The sequence below is a fragment of the Halorussus lipolyticus genome (genome assembly GCF_029338375.1).
Taxonomy (GTDB): Archaea; Halobacteriota; Halobacteria; order Halobacteriales; family Haladaptataceae; genus Halorussus; species Halorussus lipolyticus.
In genome coordinates, this window is record NZ_CP119804.1 from 617,349 (window position 1) to 635,923 (window position 18,575).

General features: G+C 65.3%; 13 protein-coding genes. 8 read left to right on the plus strand and 5 right to left on the minus strand.

Annotated features, from left to right (window positions below; translation table 11 throughout):
- The first annotated feature begins 148 nt into the window (after window positions 1–148).
- The 3 genes from P2T57_RS03220 (at window position 149) to P2T57_RS03230 (ending at window position 7,354) form a co-directional block, all read left to right on the plus strand.
- Window positions 149–6,196, plus strand: coding sequence for a PKD domain-containing protein (locus P2T57_RS03220; protein WP_276301039.1), 6,048 nt, complete (start codon window positions 149–151; stop codon window positions 6,194–6,196).
- Between the two features lie 97 nt (window positions 6,197–6,293).
- Window positions 6,294–6,812 (plus strand): hypothetical protein, encoded by a 519-nt coding sequence (locus P2T57_RS03225; RefSeq protein ID WP_276301040.1) that lies wholly within the window; start codon window positions 6,294–6,296, stop codon window positions 6,810–6,812.
- Between the two features lie 86 nt (window positions 6,813–6,898).
- On the plus strand, window positions 6,899–7,354 hold the full coding sequence (locus tag P2T57_RS03230; RefSeq protein WP_276301041.1) for an NUDIX hydrolase: 456 nt from the start codon (window positions 6,899–6,901) through the stop codon (window positions 7,352–7,354).
- Between the two features lie 21 nt (window positions 7,355–7,375).
- Here the strand turns inward: P2T57_RS03230 and P2T57_RS03235 are convergent, their stop codons facing one another.
- Complete coding sequence (locus P2T57_RS03235; RefSeq protein ID WP_276301042.1) at window positions 7,376–8,599, minus strand: asparagine synthase C-terminal domain-containing protein; 1,224 nt, start codon at window positions 8,597–8,599, stop codon at window positions 7,376–7,378.
- Window positions 8,596–9,282: a PHP domain-containing protein gene (locus P2T57_RS03240; protein WP_276301044.1), complete on the minus strand. Its 687-nt coding sequence runs from the start codon at window positions 9,280–9,282 to the stop codon at window positions 8,596–8,598. The genes P2T57_RS03235 and P2T57_RS03240 overlap by 4 nt, the downstream gene beginning before the upstream one ends.
- A gap of 387 nt (window positions 9,283–9,669) precedes the next feature.
- On the opposite strand from P2T57_RS03240, the gene purL reads away from it, so the two are divergent.
- Complete coding sequence (purL, locus tag P2T57_RS03245; protein ID WP_276301045.1) at window positions 9,670–11,796, plus strand: phosphoribosylformylglycinamidine synthase subunit PurL; 2,127 nt, start codon at window positions 9,670–9,672, stop codon at window positions 11,794–11,796.
- A 340-nt stretch (window positions 11,797–12,136) separates the two neighbouring features.
- Window positions 12,137–12,463: an EthD family reductase gene (locus P2T57_RS03250; RefSeq protein ID WP_276301047.1), complete on the plus strand. Its 327-nt coding sequence runs from the start codon at window positions 12,137–12,139 to the stop codon at window positions 12,461–12,463.
- A 216-nt stretch (window positions 12,464–12,679) separates the two neighbouring features.
- On the opposite strand, the gene P2T57_RS03255 is transcribed toward P2T57_RS03250, so the two are convergent.
- Window positions 12,680–14,407, minus strand: a complete 1,728-nt coding sequence (locus P2T57_RS03255) for a glycoside hydrolase family 13 protein (protein WP_276302073.1) — start codon at window positions 14,405–14,407, stop codon at window positions 12,680–12,682.
- A gap of 102 nt (window positions 14,408–14,509) precedes the next feature.
- Between P2T57_RS03255 and P2T57_RS03260 the strand changes: the two genes are divergently transcribed.
- On the plus strand, window positions 14,510–14,674 hold the full coding sequence (locus P2T57_RS03260) for a DUF7550 family protein (protein WP_276301048.1): 165 nt from the start codon (window positions 14,510–14,512) through the stop codon (window positions 14,672–14,674).
- Between the two features lie 92 nt (window positions 14,675–14,766).
- On the opposite strand, the gene P2T57_RS03265 is transcribed toward P2T57_RS03260, so the two are convergent.
- Entirely contained in the window at window positions 14,767–16,125 is a 1,359-nt protein-coding gene (locus P2T57_RS03265; protein ID WP_276301049.1) for a hypothetical protein, read from the minus strand.
- 104 nt (window positions 16,126–16,229) lie between these two features.
- Here P2T57_RS03265 and hisF point away from each other — a divergent pair, with 104 nt between their 5' ends.
- Both hisF and P2T57_RS03275 read left to right on the plus strand, forming a co-directional pair.
- The gene (gene hisF / locus P2T57_RS03270) at window positions 16,230–17,045 is read left to right on the plus strand and encodes an imidazole glycerol phosphate synthase subunit HisF (protein ID WP_276301050.1); all 816 of its coding nucleotides are present in this window, start codon (window positions 16,230–16,232) and stop codon (window positions 17,043–17,045) included.
- Window positions 17,046–17,134: 89 nt separating this feature from the next.
- Window positions 17,135–17,494 (plus strand): response regulator, encoded by a 360-nt coding sequence (locus P2T57_RS03275; RefSeq protein ID WP_276301051.1) that lies wholly within the window; start codon window positions 17,135–17,137, stop codon window positions 17,492–17,494.
- A gap of 18 nt (window positions 17,495–17,512) precedes the next feature.
- Here P2T57_RS03275 and P2T57_RS03280 read toward each other — a convergent pair whose 3' ends face one another.
- The gene (locus tag P2T57_RS03280) at window positions 17,513–18,268 is read right to left on the minus strand and encodes a hypothetical protein (RefSeq protein ID WP_276301052.1); all 756 of its coding nucleotides are present in this window, start codon (window positions 18,266–18,268) and stop codon (window positions 17,513–17,515) included.
- Between the last annotated feature and the right edge of the window lie 307 nt (window positions 18,269–18,575).

An 18,575-nucleotide genomic window follows, 5' to 3' on the forward strand; every position in this document is an offset into this window, starting at 1 on the left:
TTTTCACATCATAAAAGATATTAATATTGGGCAATTCTGGGATTTCGTCATGGCGAGGTCACTTCCGGAACGCCGAAAGGGCGAGACGAGATGGGGTTTAGGGGGCGGTTCACGCGGCCCGCGCGAGAAGTTACGACGGCGAACAGTCGTGGTTCTATTCGTCGTCCTGATGATTGGGTCGCCGATTGCAGGTGGTTTCGCGGTGCAACCGGCCGAGGCGACCCCGAGTGGGGCCGAAACCGCGTCGGCCGGAGGACCGAGCGTACTCGCGCAGAACGCCACGCATCGAAGTGGGGCGGTCGCCACTTCGACCCTCACCGAGACCACGATGTCGTGGCAGACGCCACCGCCGCGACGGGTCGAGACCACCGACTCGTTCACGGTGACGGTGACGGGGCAGAACCGCAGGTCCGGTGAACTCTGTCTGTACGCCGACGACCCTATCACCGACTCCATCATCGACACCACGACGGTCGCCTGTAAGAACGTCGATGCCGGCGATTACACGGTCTCGTTCGACGTATCCGTCGCCGACGACCTCAACGTCGCTCCCGGCGGTCACAGGAAACTCTACATGCAACTCGAACGCGAAACCTACGGCGGAACGGTCGTCGCGGCCGAGACGGCGAAGCGACAGGTCGCGGCCCCGCAGGAACCCGCCTACCCCGACACCTACCCGTGGACCGACGTACAGGAGTTGCCGGAGAAGGCCGCCAGCGACACCGGACTGAAGGCGAGCATCGACCGAGAGAGAATCGACCCGAACACCTACGAGATAACACTGAAACTCGACAAGAACCAGTTGCAGGACCTCCGTGGCCACGGGTCGAGTCAAGTACTCGTCACCTACGACGCCGACGAGATGACCGTCTTCTCGGTCGAGAGCGGCGTCGATGGCGGCAAGACGACCGAGATGGAGACCGCAGAGGCCATAACGAGCGTCCTCGACCTCGTGTCGCTCGGCTCTTCGACCAGTCTGAAGGCCGTCGCGGTCGAAGTCGTCAAGGGCCTCGCCGAGGAGGCCGGATACAACTTCGTCACCTCGTTCCTCCACTTCGACACCCCGGCCGAACACACCACCGCCGAGGGCCAAGAGGCACTACTGGTCGATTTCTCGAACGACCAGTGGGCCTACGACGAAGTGACCAGCATTGGAACCTACACCCTGAAGCTTCGGGTCCACACCGAGCGTGACATCGAGTCGAGCGACCTCAGATTCTTGCTCGACATGCGCGGTGAGGCCATCAAGGTCACGACCGACCGCATCACCGGGACGCTCCCGCTGTTCACCGAGTACCGCCGCGAAGTCGTGGTAAATGTCCCCTCGCCGAACGCCGACCCGACGGCCGAGTTCGCGCTCGGAACTTCAGCCCCCGAGACCGACGAGAGCGTCCGGTTCGATGCTAGCTCCTCGGCCGACTCCGACGGGTCAATTACCGAGTACAAGTGGGACTTCGACGGTGACGGCACCATCGACAAGACGGCGAGCGAACCGGTGATAGCCTACGACTACGACCAGTCGGGAACCAAGACGGTCAGGCTAACGACGGTAGACGACGACGGTGCGACAGCCACAACCCAGCGGTCGGTCACTATCTCGTCCTCGACCACCAGCGTCGTGGCCGACCCCGAAACGTGGGACATCGGTTCGACGCTCGAGAGCGGAACTCGTACGAAGACTATCCACATCACGAACGAGGGCGACGACCCGACCGATGTCTCGATTTCGGGTGGGTCGGGACTCTCTATTTCGGACGCCCCCTCGGCGCTGAACGCCGGCGAGACGGCCTCGTTCCAAGTCACGCTCGATGCCGACCAGTACGACGGTACTCCGGTCGTGGTCACCCACGAGGGCGGGAAGACGGCGATTCCTCTCAGCGTGACGGTCATCGGTGACGACGAGTTGACCCGGACCGAGGACGCATCGGTCGAGGACGAACACAATTGCGGTGGTTTCATCACGGACGTGTACGGCGACCAGTGGACGTTCTGTGACGTGTCCGGTCGAGTGTGGTCGGACACGGCGAACATCCCGAGCGACGAGTACGCCGGTATCGACAGCGCGGAACTCAGAGTATCGGTCAGGGCCGACGGCGACGAGAGGCAAGATAATCCCCTCGAAGTGTATCTCAACGGCCAGAAGCTGACCGAAATCTCGTCACCGCCCGCGGACGACGACTATCACGTCGAGACGATTCCGGTCCCGGTCGAGGACCTCGACGCCGGTGACAACACGGTGAAACTGAAAACTTCGGGCTACTCGTCCTACGACGTTGAAGACGACTTCGACGACACCGCGCTCCACTACACCTACTTCGAGGAGGTAGACCTCGACCTCTCGGTCGGCGAGTTCGATAAGGAGGTCCGAGTCGGCGAGACGGTCCGGGTTCCCGTCAGCGTCAAGAACGACGGCGGGCGGACCGCGACCGACGTTGTGCTGGGGACCAGCGGCGGCACCGACGGCGACGCTATCGACGTAGTGAAGTGGCCCGACGGCTACGCGCCGGGGAGCGAGGAGACTCTCGACCCGAAGCAGTCCGACGTGCGCTACTTCGAGATAGAACTCACCGAGGACCGGTCGGCGAACGTGGAGTTCGGAACGGCCTCGAACACCGACGACGCGGACACAACCATCACCCTGACGCCGCCGAACGACCCGCCGGTCGTCGGACAGGCGAGCATCTGGCCCGACACGGCCACGGCCGGGGAGAGCATCCAGTACGCGGTGGACGTTCTCGATCACGACGGCGACACCGTGAACGTGGAGTTACAGGTCTGGGACCCCTCCGCGGGCAGTTGGGAGTCGGTCGGAAGCCAGCAGGTCGATGGCATCGCCACGGCTCGCTGGTACGCCTCGCCCTTCGAGGTTGACGACGAGGGCGAGTCTACGACCTATCGCGTCGTCTACGACGACGGGAACGGCCACGCCGGAACGTGGGGTCCGTTCGCTGGACCGACGGTCATCGACGACGACACCTCGGGTCCCGAAACCGCGGAGTGGCGCTATCCCGGCGTGATTCGTCCCGGTGACTCGGTGCCGGTGTCCGTGGATGTCTCGGACCCGAGCGGCGTCGCCAGCGTCACGCTTCACTACCACTACTCGAACGGGACGAACGGGACGGCCACGATGTCGAAGGCAAACGGGTCGTGGCACGGCACGGTTCCGTCGGTCGGTGACGACGTGTCGTCGGTCTCGTTCTCGGTCGAAGCGACAGACGGTGACGCCTCGCCAGCGACCTCCCACTCGCTGAACAGGCAAGCCGTCGTGCGAGAGAACAGCGACGGAGACGGTTGGTACGACAGCTACGACCCGACGCCGAACACGAACAATACCGACGCCACGGGACCGGACGACGGCGTCGGCGGCGAAGGCTTTCAGGACACCGACGGCGACGGCATCCAGAACTACGCTGACCCCGACAACGACGGCGACGGACTGGATGACGGCGAGGACCCCGCGATTCTGGTCGTGGACGCCGACGGTGACGGTTTCTCGGATTACTACGAAGTCCAGTCCGGGACCGACCCGCTCGACCCCGACGACCGGCCGAACCCGGACGCGCCGCTCGACGTGAGTGCTAGCGCGTCCCGGAGCGTCTCGACCGTCGGCACGTCGGTCGCATTCGAGGCCAGCGTGGCGAACGCCTCGCTCAACGCCACCCTCGAGTGGGACCTCGACGACGACGGCGAGTTCGACGACGCGAGCGGCAGAACGGCGACGGCCACGTTCACGACGACAGGAAGCCACGCAGTCGCGGTTCGGGCGACCGACGGAGAGGACACCGCGGTCGGAACGGCCGGGGTCGAGGTCCGCTCCTCGCCGACAGTCTCGGCCACGGCGGTCGAGTCCGTCGTGTCCTCGCGCCCGGTCGAGATTTCGTGGGACGCGACCCTGACGGGCAACGCCACGACGCTCGCGTACCGCATCGACGGCGGGTCGCTCACCAACGTCTCGACCGACGACGTTCGAGAGACCGGCACGCTCACGCTCTCGGAGGTCTCCAACGGGTCACACACAGTCGAGTTCACGTTGCTTGACTCCTCGGGCGACCCGCTTTCGGGGTCGGCGACCGAAGCCCAAGCGACGTTCGACCTCGACGTGTCGGGTCCGTCGGTCGATTCGGTGACTCTCGACGAGGTGACGCGAAGTGACGGGGCCGTCAGAACGAACGGAAGCATCGGCGTCGAAGCGCGACTGAGCGACCGAAACGGTGTCTCGTCGGCTCGGGTCGTCCTATCGCCCGACAACTACTCCTTCGAGGTGACGGTCCCGGCGACCAAGCGCAGTGAGTCGTGGGACGCCGAGATTCCGGCGCGATTCGTCCCGGTCGAAGGGAATTACTCGCTCGTCGTGGTCGCCGAGGACGACACCGGTAACGAGAACGAGAAGACAGTCGAAACGGTGGTCGTGGACGAGACCGCCCCCGAACTGGCTGTAACGGTCGCTCAGAATGCCGACGAGACGGCGGCACTCACTATCGAGAGTAGCGAACCGCTTGACCGGACGCCGGACGTGACGATTTCGCACACCGGGACCACGACTCCGGTGTCGGTCTCGCAGGACTCGCCGACGAAGTGGTCCGGGACGTTCGACCTCTCGGGGTCCGGCGCGTACCGCATCGAAGCGACCGGCCGGGACGAGACGGGGAACCTTGGAACCGCGCGAGCGGTCACAGTCGTGCAGTCGTCGATTCGGACCGAGGACCGTACGACGACGCTCGTAGACGAACAGTCTGGCACGTTCATCCGACTCCGGACCGAGCGTGCGGTCGAGGACGGAACGGCGCTGTTCACCGAGACTGACTCGCCGTTGGCGGACCTTCCGGCTTCCCAAATCGGCGCGAGTTTCATCGATGGCCGACTCGGTTCCGACCTGAGCGCGAACCTGACCGAGGCGACCATCGGTATCCCGGTCAACGAGTCGCGGCTTCCCGACGGACTGCCGACCGAGAGCGTCAACATCTCCTACTACAACGGGACGACCGGCGAGTGGGAGGAGCTACCGACGACTATCACGACCGAGGAGGGTCGGCGGTACTGGACCGCGAACGTCACGCACTTCTCGGTCTACGGTGCCATCGCACGCGACGACGCCGCGCCGAGCGTGACCGCGGCCTCTCCGGCAGTCGAAGAGGTCGCCGCCAACCAGTCGGTGCAGGTTCGGTACGAGTTCACCGACGGCGGGTCGGGCGTCAACCTCTCGACGCTGTCGCTGAACGTCGATGGACGCGACGTGACGACCGAGGCCGAGGTGACAGACGGTGCCATCGAGTACACCATCGACTCGCCGAGTCTCGGCAACCACACTGCCCGACTCTCCGTCGAAGACGAGGCCGGAAACCGGGTCCGGGAGCCAGTGACCTTCGAGGTCACCGAGAACGTCAGCGACGGCCCCGGTGACGGGGACGACGGTGACTCCGGCGGCGATTCGGACGAGGAGTCCGGCGGAAGCTCTGGCGGAGGCGGAACCAACGTCGAACCGCCGGACCCGACCGTGGAACTCGAACCGCGTGGCGACGGGTTCTACGCAGACGTGCAGAACGGTCGAGAGGGTCTCAGCATCCCGATAGAACTCTCGGCGGACCCCACGGCGGGAGTGGCCTACGAATCGGTGACGGTCACGATGGCGGCGAAGAACCCTCACTTCGCGTTCACGCTGACGCCGCGGACGAACTCCTCGGACGGCCTCGGCGAACCGAGCGGCCCCGACGCGGTCGGTGGTCACCTCACGATGACGCCGAAGTACATTACCGGCGAACACGTGAGCGAGGTCAGGTATCGGTTCTCGGTCATCGACGCGCTGATTTCGGACGCCGGTGGCTCACCCGAGTCCGTGGTCCTCTACCAGTATCGGGACGGAAAATGGCGGGCGCTCCCGACGACCCACCGCGGCGGGAACCGCTACGCCGCGACCGCGCCGGGATACTCGACCGTCGCGGTCGGAGTGAAATCGGTCTCGGACAGCGACCGAGCGAACGACGGGACGACCAAAACCTCGGCGTCCGGCGGCGATGAAAGCGACGAGGAGGGAGACGACTCGAACGCCGGGACGAGTCGGCCGAGCGAGTCGGCCGGTTCGAGTGACGACTCGGGCGGCGACTCCGGCGGGGCGTCTATCCCCGGTTTCGGAGTCGGTGTTGCGCTGGTCGCGCTGTTGGCCGCCCTGCTGGTTTCGGCGGCAGTCAGGCGGGACTGAGCCGAACTCGGGCCTCGACACCCTTTTTTCGGTTCGATAACTCTACAACTTCGTTCATCGTGAAGTTTGATAAACCCAACGTGATAACGGCTTCAGTATGAGCGTCGGTCGAACCGAAGGTAGCGACAGTCCACCGGGGACTCCCACAGCGTTCGCTGACGCGCTGGAGCGCAACGAGCGCGTCCACCGAACGTGGGAAGCTAGCAACGTCCGGTGGGCGAATCAGTGGCAACCGACGCCCGACTCGCCGACCGCCTTCGCTGTGACCGACCGCCGGGTTCTGTTCGAGACCGAGGAGGGCGTGACCTCCATCGGGTACAACCACATCCGGGCCGTCAGAACCGACCCCGCGGGCGAGGACCTCGACCTCTCGGTGGCGTTCGTGGTCTGTGGCGGCCTCTGTCTCCTCGTCGGTCTCGTCGTCGCCACCAACGATTTCACCAACGGCGTCGGGTTGATGTTGCTCTCCGTGATGCTCCTCGTGGCGGGGAGCGCGTTCGGCAACGGTCCCGAGCAGGCGACCATCACCCTCGTCATCGACAACGAGCGCCAGCGCCTCTCGTTTTCGGCGGACGAAGCGGTCGGCGCGGAACTGGTCGAACTGGTCGAAGGGTGACCTCGCCGAAGACGGTTACATTCCTAAAACCCCTAAATCGTCCTTTCCGGAAACGCTTTTGAGCCGAATCGGCGTACGTGACCCAAATGTCCTCGGGAGCCTCCTCGGAAACCGAACTGTCGTCGGAAACGGTCACCTACGTCGAAAAGGCCTGTGCGTACATCACTCGCAACGGGAGCGAACTGCTGGTGTTCGAGGGACCGGAACACGATGGCTTGCAGGTGCCGAAAGGAACCATCGAGGCCGGCGAGGAGCCTCGCGCCGCGGTCCTCCGGGAAATCGCCGAGGAGAGCGGTCTCGGCGCGGTCGGCGAGGTCAAGCACTTGACGACCGACGTGTGGACTCGCCGCCGGTCGCCGCCCAAGCGGTACGTCCGGCACTTCTTCCACGCCCCGGTCCACGAACCCCGCGACGAGTGGACTCACACCGTCACCGGCGAGGGGAGCGAGAACGGCCTCGAATTCGACTTCTCGTGGGTCGAACTCCCGGCGCACTCCGAGTTCGCGCTGGCGCTGGACGACTACACGCAACTGCTGGCGTGAGTTCCTCGCCTGAGTCGCCGGTCACTCGACCCGCGAGGCGACGTACTTCGACACGTGGTCGTCCATCCGGCGCTTGAACCCGTCTTGACGGGCGAGACGGTCCAACTCGCGGGCGACCAGACTCCCGTACTGGACCGCCTTCTTCTCTCGGAAGGCCACCGGGTCCGGGACGAACTCCCGGCCCGCGAGTCGGAGGGCTTTCTTGCGCTCGCCGCGGGAATCGACCAGCAGGTCGCCCGGCAGTCGGAGGGCCGCCCGGACCACCCGGTCGTCCAGCAGGGGCGCGACCGGTTCGACGCCTGCTCCTCGGAGCGCCAGCACGTCGCGCTCGAGTTGGTCCGGGAGCGTCCCCATCACCTCGCGGACCGCGCCGCGGACCGTCTCGGCCTCGACGCGGGGGTCCTCCGGCGCGCGAGCGACCTTGGCGTAGCCGCCAAAGAGTTCGTCCGCGCCCTGCCCGACCGCGAGCCGGTCGAAGCCATCGGCCGCGGCGCGCTCCGCCGCCAGAAACAGCGGGAGCGAAATCTGGACGTCCATCGCGTTGGTCCGGCCGGTGGCTTGCGCGACTCTCGGCACGGCGCGTTCGAGGTCCGATGGCGAGAGTTCCACGACCTCCAAATCGTCCTCTCTGCCCATCAACCGGGCAGACCGCCGTGCCGAAGCAACGTCGTGGCTCTCGGGGAACCCGACCACGTACAGCGGCGCGTCGAAGGCGCTGGCGACCACCGCCGAATCGACGCCCCCGGAGAACGCGACCGCCAAATCGCCCGCTCCATCCGCCGTCCCCGGCGAAATCGAGGCCAGCGTCTCGGCGATGGCGTCCCGGACCGCGACGACTGCCTCGCGCCCGTCGGAGACTGTCGGCGGGTCGGGGAGCGAGAGGAGGTCCTCGGGAACGGTCTCACCGGGCGCGAGGACGTGCCCCGCCGGGAGTGGTCTCGGGTCCGCGAGGTCCTCCGGAGCGAACCCCCATCTCCTCGGTTCGCCGCTTTCGGAACACGTTACATTGCTTTCAGCATTCAAAACGTTTGCTTTGGAATGGTTCTCGTTTTCCTCCGCCCCGTCGCCGCCCTCCACGAAAATCGGCTGGCGGCCCAGCACGTCCCTGACGAGGCGGCCGTCGCCCAGTCGCCCGGCGAACCCCGCCGTTCCCGAGAGCGAGTCGCCCGCAGAAATCGCCCGTTCAACCGCATCGGCGGACGCACCTCGTAGTTCGGCGGACGAGAGAGACGAGTCCGAGGTCATTCGATGAACTCGCCGAGTCGGTTCTTCACCCGGCGCTTGGCACCGCCCGCGGCCTGTCGGAAACTGATGTGCCACGGGGTGCGCTTGCCTTCGACCGTGGTTCGACCGTCGAGAATGGCGTCCAGAATCGCCGCCGAACTCCGCTCGTCGGCGTCGATTCGCGTGACCGCCTGCCCGACCATCTCGCTGATGTGAGCGTCGCTCCCGGCGGTCTGGGGCAGGCCGCGGCGCTCGGCGAATCGCTTGGCCTTCCGATTTCCGCGACCCGTCAGGAGTCGGGAGTTGTAGACCTCGATGGCGTCGGCCTCGGCGAGTTCTGACTCGGTGATGTTTGCCATCACGCCGCTCCGGGACTTCTGGAAGGGATGGGGAACGACCGCGACCCCGCCCTGCTCGCGGATTCGGTCGAGCGTCTCGCCGAACGAGAGACCGGCGGGAACTCGCTCGCGGATGCCCAACCCGAGGACGTGGCCCGCCGCGGAACTGACCTCCATGCCCGGAATGCCGACGAGACCGTACTCCTCGGCCTGCTCGACCGCGGAGAGACTGGCCTCGATTTCGTCGTGGTCGGTGACCGCCAGCGCGTCGAGGCCGACCGCAGAGGCCTGCTCCAACAGAAGTTCGACCGGGTCGCGGCCGTCGTAGGACAGCGACGAGTGGGCGTGAAGCTCGACCGATAGCACGAGTGGTGCTTGGCAGGCGGACGGCAAAAACGCCTCGGTACGCCGTCGTCCCGCGTCCGGGCCTCGGAACGCTCGTTTTCGGCGTTCGAGGCTTCTTCGCACCGCTCGCGGAACTGTCGGCTGGTGGCGCAGATAGCTGAATTTGATATACCGAAATGTGGTTTACGAGTTGCCAAGGAGACGGATTATATAATTTAATTTATCATATTTATTTGTCTATTGCCGCCGAGATACCGAACTCACGGGGAACGTCGCGCGCCTTCGCACCGCCGACAGCGAACGGTTCGGGTGCCAGCACTCGCGTCCTCGGCGTCCCGGACGGCTCGAAGTATGCAAGCACCTGCACATGGAAAGGCATTAATCCGGCGTGTCTGTACAGACAGGTGAATGAGTCTCTCCGAGCCAGACCGCGAACTGGTCGTCGCCGAACTCGGCCGCGAACCGACCCCGGCGGAGGCGGCGCTGTTCGAGAACCTCTGGAGCGAACACTGCGCGTATCGGTCGTCCCGTCCTCTGCTGTCGGCCTTCGATTCGGAGGGCGAGCAGGTCGTCGTCGGACCGGGCGACGACGCCGCAGTCGTGGAAGTTCCATCCGACTCGCAGGGCGACGCCACCTACATCACGATGGGCATCGAGAGCCACAACCACCCGTCGTTCGTGGACCCCTACGACGGCGCGGCCACCGGCGTCGGCGGTATCGTCCGCGACACCCTCTCGATGGGTGCCTATCCCATCGCGCTGGCCGACTCGCTGTACTTCGGGGACTTCGACCGCGAACACTCCCGGTACCTGCTGGAAGGCGTCGTGGAAGGGATTTCGGACTACGGTAACTCCATCGGCGTACCGACCGTGGCCGGAAGCACGGCTTTCCACCCCGACTACGAGGGCAACCCGCTGGTGAACGTGAGTTGCGTCGGCTTGGTCGACGAGGACCGACTGGTCACGGCCGACGTGAAAGAACCCGGCAACAAACTCGTGCTGGTCGGCAACGCGACCGGTCGGGACGGACTGGGCGGCGCGAGTTTCGCCAGCGAGGACCTCTCGGAGGACGCCGAGACCGAAGACCGCCCCGCGGTGCAGGTCGGCGACCCCTACACCGAGAAGTTGCTCATCGAGGCCAACGAGGTCCTCGTGGACCGCGATTTGGTCGAGTCGGCGCGGGACCTCGGCGCGGCCGGACTCGGCGGTGCATCGAGCGAGATGATAGCCAAGGGCGGTCTGGGGGCCGAAATCGAACTGGAGCGGGTTCACCAGCGCGAACCCAACATGAATGCCCTCGAAATCCTGCTCGCCGAGTCCCAAGAGCGGATGTGCTACGAGGTCCGGCCCGAGAACGTCGAGGCGGTCGAACAGGTCGCCGAGAAGTACGATTTGGGGTGTTCGGTCATCGGCGACGTGACCGAGGACAACTACGTCTGCACCTTCGAGGGCGAGACGGTGGTAGACGTGGACGCCGAGTTCCTCGGCGACGGCGCGCCGATGAACGACCTCGAATCCGAGGAGCCACCCCAACCCGAGCGGGACCTACCCGACGCGGACCTCGAATCGGCCTTCGAGGCTGTCGTGGGCAACCCCAACACCGCGAGCAAGCGGTGGGTCTACCGCCAGTACGACCACGAGGTGCAGGTCCGGACCGCGACCGGACCGGGCGACGATTCGGCGGTGCTGGCGCTCCGCGACGCCGAGAAGGGACTGGCCATCTCGGCGGGTGCGGACCCGCGGTGGACCGACGCCGCGCCCTACGACGGCGCGCGAGCAGTCGCGCTGGAGAACGCCACGAACCTCGCTGTCAAGGGCGCGACACCGCTGGCCGCAGTGGACTGCCTCAACGGCGGCAACCCCGAGAAGCCCGACGTGTACGGCGGCTTCAAAGGCATCGTTGACGGACTGGCCGACATGTGTTCGGCGCTTGACGCGCCGGTCGTCGGCGGCAACGTCTCGCTCTACAACGACTCGCCCTCCGGCCCGATTCCGCCGACGCCGACGCTGGCGATGACCGGGACGAAGGACGGCTACGACGCGCCGCCGGCCTCGCTCTCTGGCGAGGGCACCCTGCTCGTGGTCGGCGAGGACGGCGGCGGCCTCCTCGGCGGGTCGGAGTATCTGGCCCAGACGGGCGGGAGCGACCGCTTCCCGGCGCTTCCCGAGAACCCCCGTGAGGTCGTGGCGGCACTGGCCGAGGTGGCCGACTTCGACTCGACCGCGGCGGTCCACGACGTGAGCCACGGCGGTCTGGCGGTCGCACTCGCTGAGATGGTGACCGAGGAAGCGGGCGCGTCGGTCGAACTCGACTCGCCGGAAGCCCTGTTCGCCGAGACGCCCGGCAGAGCCGTCGTAGAGACCGACGACCCCGAAGCAGTTCGGGACGCGTTCGAGGGCGTCGCTCCCGTTTCGGAACTCGGCGAAGCGGACGATTCGGGCACGCTGGGCCTCGAAGTCGGCGACGACACGCTGGCCTACGACGCCGACGAGATTGCGGAGCTTCGGGATGTGCTTGCGCGCGAGCTAGACTAACTTATTCGTTCTTTTGGAATTATTTCTGATTCCTTAGCTTGGGTGGATATTTGTCGTCCACTTCTGGCGCGTGCGGGCGCGGCGCTCCCGAGCGCCGCGCCTCGCGTGCGAGGGACGAAGTGAGCGACTGGCAGGAGCGAACGAGGAGGTTGGGGAGGACGAGGTGCGGTCGCTGTGCTGGCGAGCGACGGCGTTGCTCACGCCTGACGCTAGCCTCTTTGTCCTCTCGTCAGCAGTAGCGATTTCTCAACTACATTTCGCTATATCGCTCGTCGCCTCACCTAAACAAAACGAACGTCCAATCCCAACTTTCACGACTCCGCGCCCCGAATCCACCGCCATGACCTGCAAGATGGTAATCCTCGCGGTCCGGGACGACGAGACCACCCACGACGAGTGCATCGAGTACATGTACGACGAACACGCACCGCTCGTGAACGACCTGCCGGGGTTGGAGAAGTATAGCTCCTCGGTCCCGATGGACCCCGAGAAGGCGGGCTACGACTACGTGGCCCAACTCTGGTTCGACGGTCCCGGCGCGATGAACGAGGCCTTCGAGTCCGAGGCCGGCCAAGAGGTCCAGCAGGACGCGACGACCTTCCTCGACATGGAGGCGACGAAGATGATTCCCGCCGCGGACGAGAAGACGCATTTCGAGGCCGAATAACTCGGATTTAGTGGCTTATTTCTATTTTTGTCAGTCCGGGTTTGAGTCGCAGGAAGCAGAGTAACCGCAGGAATCAGGTGGTGAACACTTTCTGAAGCCCGCGACCGGACGGCCCTTTCATCCACCCGAGGCGGTTGCTCGGTCGAGCATTTGCCGGTGGTCGGTCTCACCGAGCGCGCGCCGATACGCTAATTTGCGAGTCCCGTGCGCCCGTTCTCACTCCAACTCGTACACTCTCGCCTCGTAGGGCCGCATCTCGAACGACCGGGGTTCCGCGTCGTCCACCGCGTAGTTGTGCAGGACGCACTCGGCGTCCCCGTACTCGACGCTCTGGGGGAGCGAGAACGTCGGCGTCCCCTCGGAGAAATTCAGCACCGTCAGCAGGCGCTCGTCGCCGAGCGTCCGGAGGTAGGCGAAGACCTCCGGGTCGTCGGGAAGCAGGAGTTCGTAGTCGCCGTAAATCGCCACGTCGCTGTCGCGCCGGTAGTCGATGAGGTCCCGGTAGTAGTGCCAGACCGATTGGTCGCGGCTCCTCGCATCGGCGACGTTGACCGCCTCGTAGTTCGGGTTCACCGGAAACCACGGGTCGTCCTCGGTAAAGCCCGCGTTCTCGGCGTCGGACCACTGCATCGGCGTCCGGGCGTTGTCCCTGCTTCGGTAGCTCACGATGTCGAGAATCTCGTCCATCGGGCGACCCGTCTCGCGTTCGCGTCGGACGAAGTTCCGGGCGCTCACGTCGTTGACCTGCGACTCGCGCTCGAAGGGGAAGTTCGTCATCCCGATTTCGTCGCCCTGATAGACGTAGGGCGTCCCCCGGAGCGTGAACAGCAGGGTGGCGAGCATCTCGGCCGACTCGATGCGGTAGAGGCCGTCGTCGCCGAACCGCGAGACGGGGCGGGGCCAGTCGTGGTTCCCGAGGTAGACGCTGTTCCAACCCTCGTCCCCCAGTCCGTTCTGCCACTTCGTGAGGACCTGCTTGAACTCGGACAGCGACCACTCGCCGATGGTCCAGCGGTCGCCGCTCTCGCCGTAGTCGAGCGTGACGTGTTCGAAGTGGAACACCATGTTCAGGCCGTCACCGTCCGGGCCGAGGTACTGCTGGGCCTCCTCGACTGTCGCACCGGGCATCTCGCCGACCGTCATCACGTCGCGTCCAGCGAGGACCTCCTCGTACATCTCGGAGATGAACTCGTGGGCCCTCGGCCCGGTCATGAAGTGTTCCGCGCCGGTCCATCCCGAATCGGGGTCGCCGTCGGGCAGGCCGTCGGCCTTCGAGATGAGGTCGATGACGTCCATCCGAAAGCCGTCGATGCCCTTGTCCAGCCACCACTCCATCATGTCGTAGATTCGCTGACGGACCTCGGGGTTCTCCCAGTTCAGGTCGGGTTGCTTCTCGTCGAACAGGTGGAGGTAGTACTGTTCGGTCTGCTCGTCGTAGGTCCACGCCGACCCGCCGAAGGCCGATTCCCAGTTGTTCGGTGGCTTGCCCTTGCCGCCGGGACCGTCTCCTCGGCCGTCGCGCCAGATGTAAAAGTCCCGCAGGTCGCTGTCTTTGGACTCGCGGGACTGGCGGAACCAGTCGTGTTCGTCGGAGGTGTGATTGACCACGAGGTCCATGATGAGTTTGATGTCCCTCTCGTGGAGGCCGTCGAGCAGTCGGTCGAAGTCGTCCATCGTCCCAAACTCCGACATGATGGCCCGGTAGTCCCGGATGTCGTAGCCGTTGTCGGCGTTCGGCGAGTCGTAGACCGGATTCAGCCACACCACATCTACCCCGAGTGCGTCGAGGTAGTCGAGTTTCGCCTCGACGCCCCGGATGTCGCCCACGCCGTCGCCGTCCGAATCGAAGAAGCTCCGCGGGTAAATCTGGTAGACGACGGCCTCCTTCCACCACTCGCGGTTCTCCTCGACGTCGCCGGGCGACTGCGCGTCTCCCTGCCCCATCGAATCCCCCGCTGGCGAATCCCCATCCATCGAGACCCACTAACGAGTTCCCGCGGTTTAGCTTTGGTTGCGCTTAAGTAGGAGGACCCGGAAATCCCGAGTATGGACGACCACGCAGACCACACCGACCACGGCCACGACGTAGAGGGACTACACCGAGTCACGTCGCCGATGCAGGACTTCTCGATGTCGCAGGTCGGCATCGGCTTCGCCGTCCTCGCTGTCGGCCTCGCCGTCGCGTTCGCGCTCCCGCTCGTCGCGGCCTGAGCGGACGACTCCGAACCTCGGACGGGCAGAGAGCAATCAATTTATTTCCCTAAGAAACGTAATTACTGCCTAGAGAACTAAATTTATTTTCGCTACCGGTGGTCGTCGCCCGTGACGACCGACACGCTTGCGTTCGTCCCGGATGCGTTCGCCCCGCTAACGAACGACTCCGTTCCGACGAGGAGGACCACCGTCTCCTCGCTCGTCTGAACCGACCGGAGGGCTACCTCGTCGTCGCGCCACGTCCCGCCCGACCGGTTCGCCCGCGAGGACAGATACTCGCGCATTCCGGACTCGAACTCGTCGGCCTCGGCCGACGAGTCCCATCGCGTCGCCCAGACGTAGCTTCGGGTCCCGTTCGGACCAGTCACGGGCACGAGGCGGTCCGCGCCCCATCCGGCCGCGGCGTCCGCCGCCTGCGATTCGTTCATCTCGGTGCCGAGCGCGATGCGGGTGAACAGTTCGCCGTAGGTGTCGGTCCGGCCGAGTGTCCGGTTCTGGCCGGCATCGACCGACACCGCCAGCGATTTCGGTTTCTCGGAGTCGTCGGTGTCGTTGTGCAGAACCTGCTCGGTGGTCTGGGGCGGGTCGTCGTACACCGCCGAGAGGTTCGCGGGCGAGTCGTAGCGGTGCCGAAGATAGCGCACGCCGAAGTAGTAGCGCGCGATTTTGTACTTGACTCGCGCCGGCGACGACCGGTATCGCTCGGCGTCGGTGATGGTCGCCCAGTCGCCCGCCAGATACCGCCGGTCGTAGGTTTCGCCGACGAACGCCGCGGTGCCCTCCACGATGCTCGCGTAGGTCAGGTAGGTGTCCCGCGTCGGCGTCCGGTCCGCGCCGAGCGCGGTCTGCGTCCTGCTGAACGCCTGCTGGCGGAACTGGACGGTGTGGACGAACTCGTGGGCCATCGTCCGTTCGAGCGGGCCTTCCCGGCCCGCCACCGTCATGCGCTCGTTGACCACGACCGAGTGAGCCGAGGGGGCGTAGGCCGCCACCGAGACGCCGCTGTTCCCGCCGTCGCCGTCGCTTTCTCCATCGCCTCTTTCCTCGCTGTCGGCCGACTCGCCGCCGGAGATTCCCATCACGTCCGCGAAGGTCCTCGCCGATTTTCCGCCCGAGGAGTCTTCCCCTGCTCCACCCCCAGTTCCGCCGATTTCGGATGCTGGCTTTACCACGACCACGGTCGGCGGCGAGACGTTGACTCCGAGCAAGTCGGTCGTCCGGGCGAAGACTCGCTCGTGTTCGACCGGGAGCGACCCGCCGCTGACCGGGATGTCCGCGAGCGCGGAGCGATTCGTCGCCGAGTCGTCGTCGGCCTCGCCGCTCGTCTTCGACTCGGCAGTCGCGTTCGGCCCGCCGGTCTCGGGAGTCGGCGTCTGACTCGGTGCAGTCGGGGCGGTACACCCCGCCAACAACAGACAGAGGACGCAGGCGATGACAGTCCGTGACACGTTTCACCACGATAACGCTCGAAGCAAAGAGTTTGCGGTGGGATGCGAGGCCCTGCCGCAGTCGAAACCGTGAAACCGCGTTCGCGCCAATCGTCGCGCAAGGAATGACTCTCACCAAGCGCGTCATCCCGTGCATCGACGTGGACGTGGACGACGACGGGAATCCGGCGGTCTACACCGGCGTCAACTTCGAGGACCTCGAATACACCGGCGACCCGGTGGAGATGGCCCGCGAGTACAACGAGGCCGGGGCCGACGAGTTCGTCTTCCTCGACATCACGGCGAGCGCCGAGGGCAGAGAGACCATGCTCGGCGTGGTTGAGGACATCGCCGACGAGGTGTTCATCCCCCTGACGGTCGGCGGCGGGATTCGAACGAAAGACGACATCAAGGAGACCCTGCGCGCGGGGGCCGACAAGGTGTCTATCAACTCCGGGGCCATCGCAAACCCGGACCTCATCGAGGAGGGCGCAGACGCCTTCGGTAGCCAGTGCATCGTCATCTCGGTGGACGCCCGCCGCAGGTTCGACGAGGAGGGCGAACACTACGTCCAAGTCGATGGCGAGTCCTGCTGGTTCGAGTGTACCGTCAAGGGCGGGCGCGAGGGCACCGGTCTCGACGTAGTGGAGTGGGCCAGAGAGGCCGAGGAGCGCGGCGCTGGCGAGCTGTTCGTCAACTCCATCGACGCCGACGGGACCAAGGAGGGCTACGACATTCCGCTGACGAAGGCGGTCTGCGACAACGTTTCGACCCCCGTCATCGCCTCGTCGGGGTGCGGCGGTCCGGAGGACATGTACGAAGTGTTCACCGAGGCGGGCGCTGACGCCGGCCTCGCGGCCTCTATCTTCCACTTCGGCGAGTACACGATTCGGGAGACCAAGGAGTATCTGGACGAGCGCGGCATCCCGGTTCGACTCTGAGTATTTTCCGCCGGATAGGGGTTAAATAACTACCATTTTTGGACTCAAATCCAGAAGATAAAAATTCCGGTGGCTAGACGCCGGTAGTAATGCACGAAATCGAAGCCGACGCCGGCGCGAATCGACTCTACGTCACCCTCGGCGGGACGTTCGGAGCAGACGAGGCGGCCTCCTCGGCCGAGGAGACCATCGAAGCGGCCCAGCGACTCGATTCGGGATTCGACGTGGTGACGGACATCCGAAATCTCGAAGCGAGTCCCCAAGAGGCAAAAGAACACCTCCAGCGGTCCAAAACCTTCCTCGCGGCCCACGACGTTGGCACCGTGGTCAGAGTCGTCGGCGACTCGCCGCTGGCCCAGATGCAGTTCGACCGGACCGGCGAGCAGGAGTACGAAGTCGAAACTGCCGACAGCGTGGACGAAGCCGAGCGACTGCTGGACGAAAAATAGGGTCTGGTCTGGAGTCGTCTACCAGTCCGGCGCTCGGAGCGCGCTGGACTCGTTTCCTGCCGTCTCGTTTCCTGCCGCGGTGGTCTCCTCGTCGCCACCGAGGCCGCCGCCGGCCAGCACGCCGATGCCGACAGAGGCGTTCTCGACGCTGACGCTTCCGGCCTCGACGCTATCGAGGAAGGCGCTCTCGACGGTCATGTTCTCGACGCCGATGGTGGGTTGCCCCTCGATGGCCGAGGCGTTGTCGGTCGCACCGCCGGGAGAGATGGACGCCTGCACGCTGTTGACCTCGACGGTTCCGATGAGACTCGAATCGATGCGGAGTGATTCGACGCCGACCTCAGAGAGCGTGGCGTTCTCGACGGTCGCGGTCTCTCCCTCGGGCGGGGTCTCGCCGCCGAACAACTGCCGGGCGACCGTCTCGTTGCGAATCGTCACATCTTCGAGCGTGACGTTCGTGAGCGTGGCGTTGACCACGGTCAGGTTCGACGCCGTGGCCGTACCGAGGGAGTTGGTCTCGTCGGTCCCGTTCTGCTCCAGTTCCGTCTCGTTCAGTACGGCCTGCTGGACCGAGACGTTCGTCATCTGCAGGCGCTCGATGGTGAGGGTCTGGTACTCGTAGGTCTGTGCGTCGTCTTGTGCCGTGACCGCGTTCGCACCGACAGCGGACTGGACCGCCTGCGACTCGGTGTGTGCGTTCGGTGCCCCAGCGAGCGCCGACGAGGCCCCGGCGAGGAGGACGAGCGTTGCGACGACGATTGCACGTGTTCTCATACGCAGGGGAGTTTCCCGAGTGCGCCAATAAACGGCCGCGACCGTTTCGGAGTTCCGTGCCCGATTACCCCGGTTACGCACCGCTTACTCGTCGCCGGCGGTCGGCGCGCGCAGGACCGAGCGAACGGCCTCCTGCTGGCCGATAAACGGAGTGAACAGTTTCGAAGCGCGAAGACGACTCCGAAGGTGGGGCAGGCCACGGCCACGTGGAACACAGAGACACCGCTACAACGGTTATAGAAATGGAATTATTTGTTTTCCGTAGGCAGAGAATTGCCGTCGATGGGAATCGACTTCGCTCTCGGCG

Bases quoted from the DNA above. Each gene is read 5' to 3' on its own strand.
- P2T57_RS03235 (WP_276301042.1), bottom strand. From the start codon at position 8,599: ATGACCTCGGACTCGTCTCTCTCGTCCGCCGAACTACGAGGTGCGTCC.
- P2T57_RS03255 (WP_276302073.1), bottom strand. From the start codon at position 14,407: ATGGGGCAGGGAGACGCGCAGTCGCCCGGCGACGTCGAGGAGAACCGC.
- purL (WP_276301045.1), top strand. From the start codon at position 9,670: ATGAGTCTCTCCGAGCCAGACCGCGAACTGGTCGTCGCCGAACTCGGC.
- P2T57_RS03225 (WP_276301040.1), top strand. From the start codon at position 6,294: ATGAGCGTCGGTCGAACCGAAGGTAGCGACAGTCCACCGGGGACTCCC.
- P2T57_RS03250 (WP_276301047.1), top strand. From the start codon at position 12,137: ATGACCTGCAAGATGGTAATCCTCGCGGTCCGGGACGACGAGACCACC.
- P2T57_RS03260 (WP_276301048.1), top strand. From the start codon at position 14,510: ATGGACGACCACGCAGACCACACCGACCACGGCCACGACGTAGAGGGA.
- P2T57_RS03280 (WP_276301052.1), bottom strand. From the start codon at position 18,268: ATGAGAACACGTGCAATCGTCGTCGCAACGCTCGTCCTCCTCGCCGGG.
- hisF (WP_276301050.1), top strand. From the start codon at position 16,230: ATGACTCTCACCAAGCGCGTCATCCCGTGCATCGACGTGGACGTGGAC.
- P2T57_RS03275 (WP_276301051.1), top strand. From the start codon at position 17,135: ATGCACGAAATCGAAGCCGACGCCGGCGCGAATCGACTCTACGTCACC.
- P2T57_RS03230 (WP_276301041.1), top strand. From the start codon at position 6,899: ATGTCCTCGGGAGCCTCCTCGGAAACCGAACTGTCGTCGGAAACGGTC.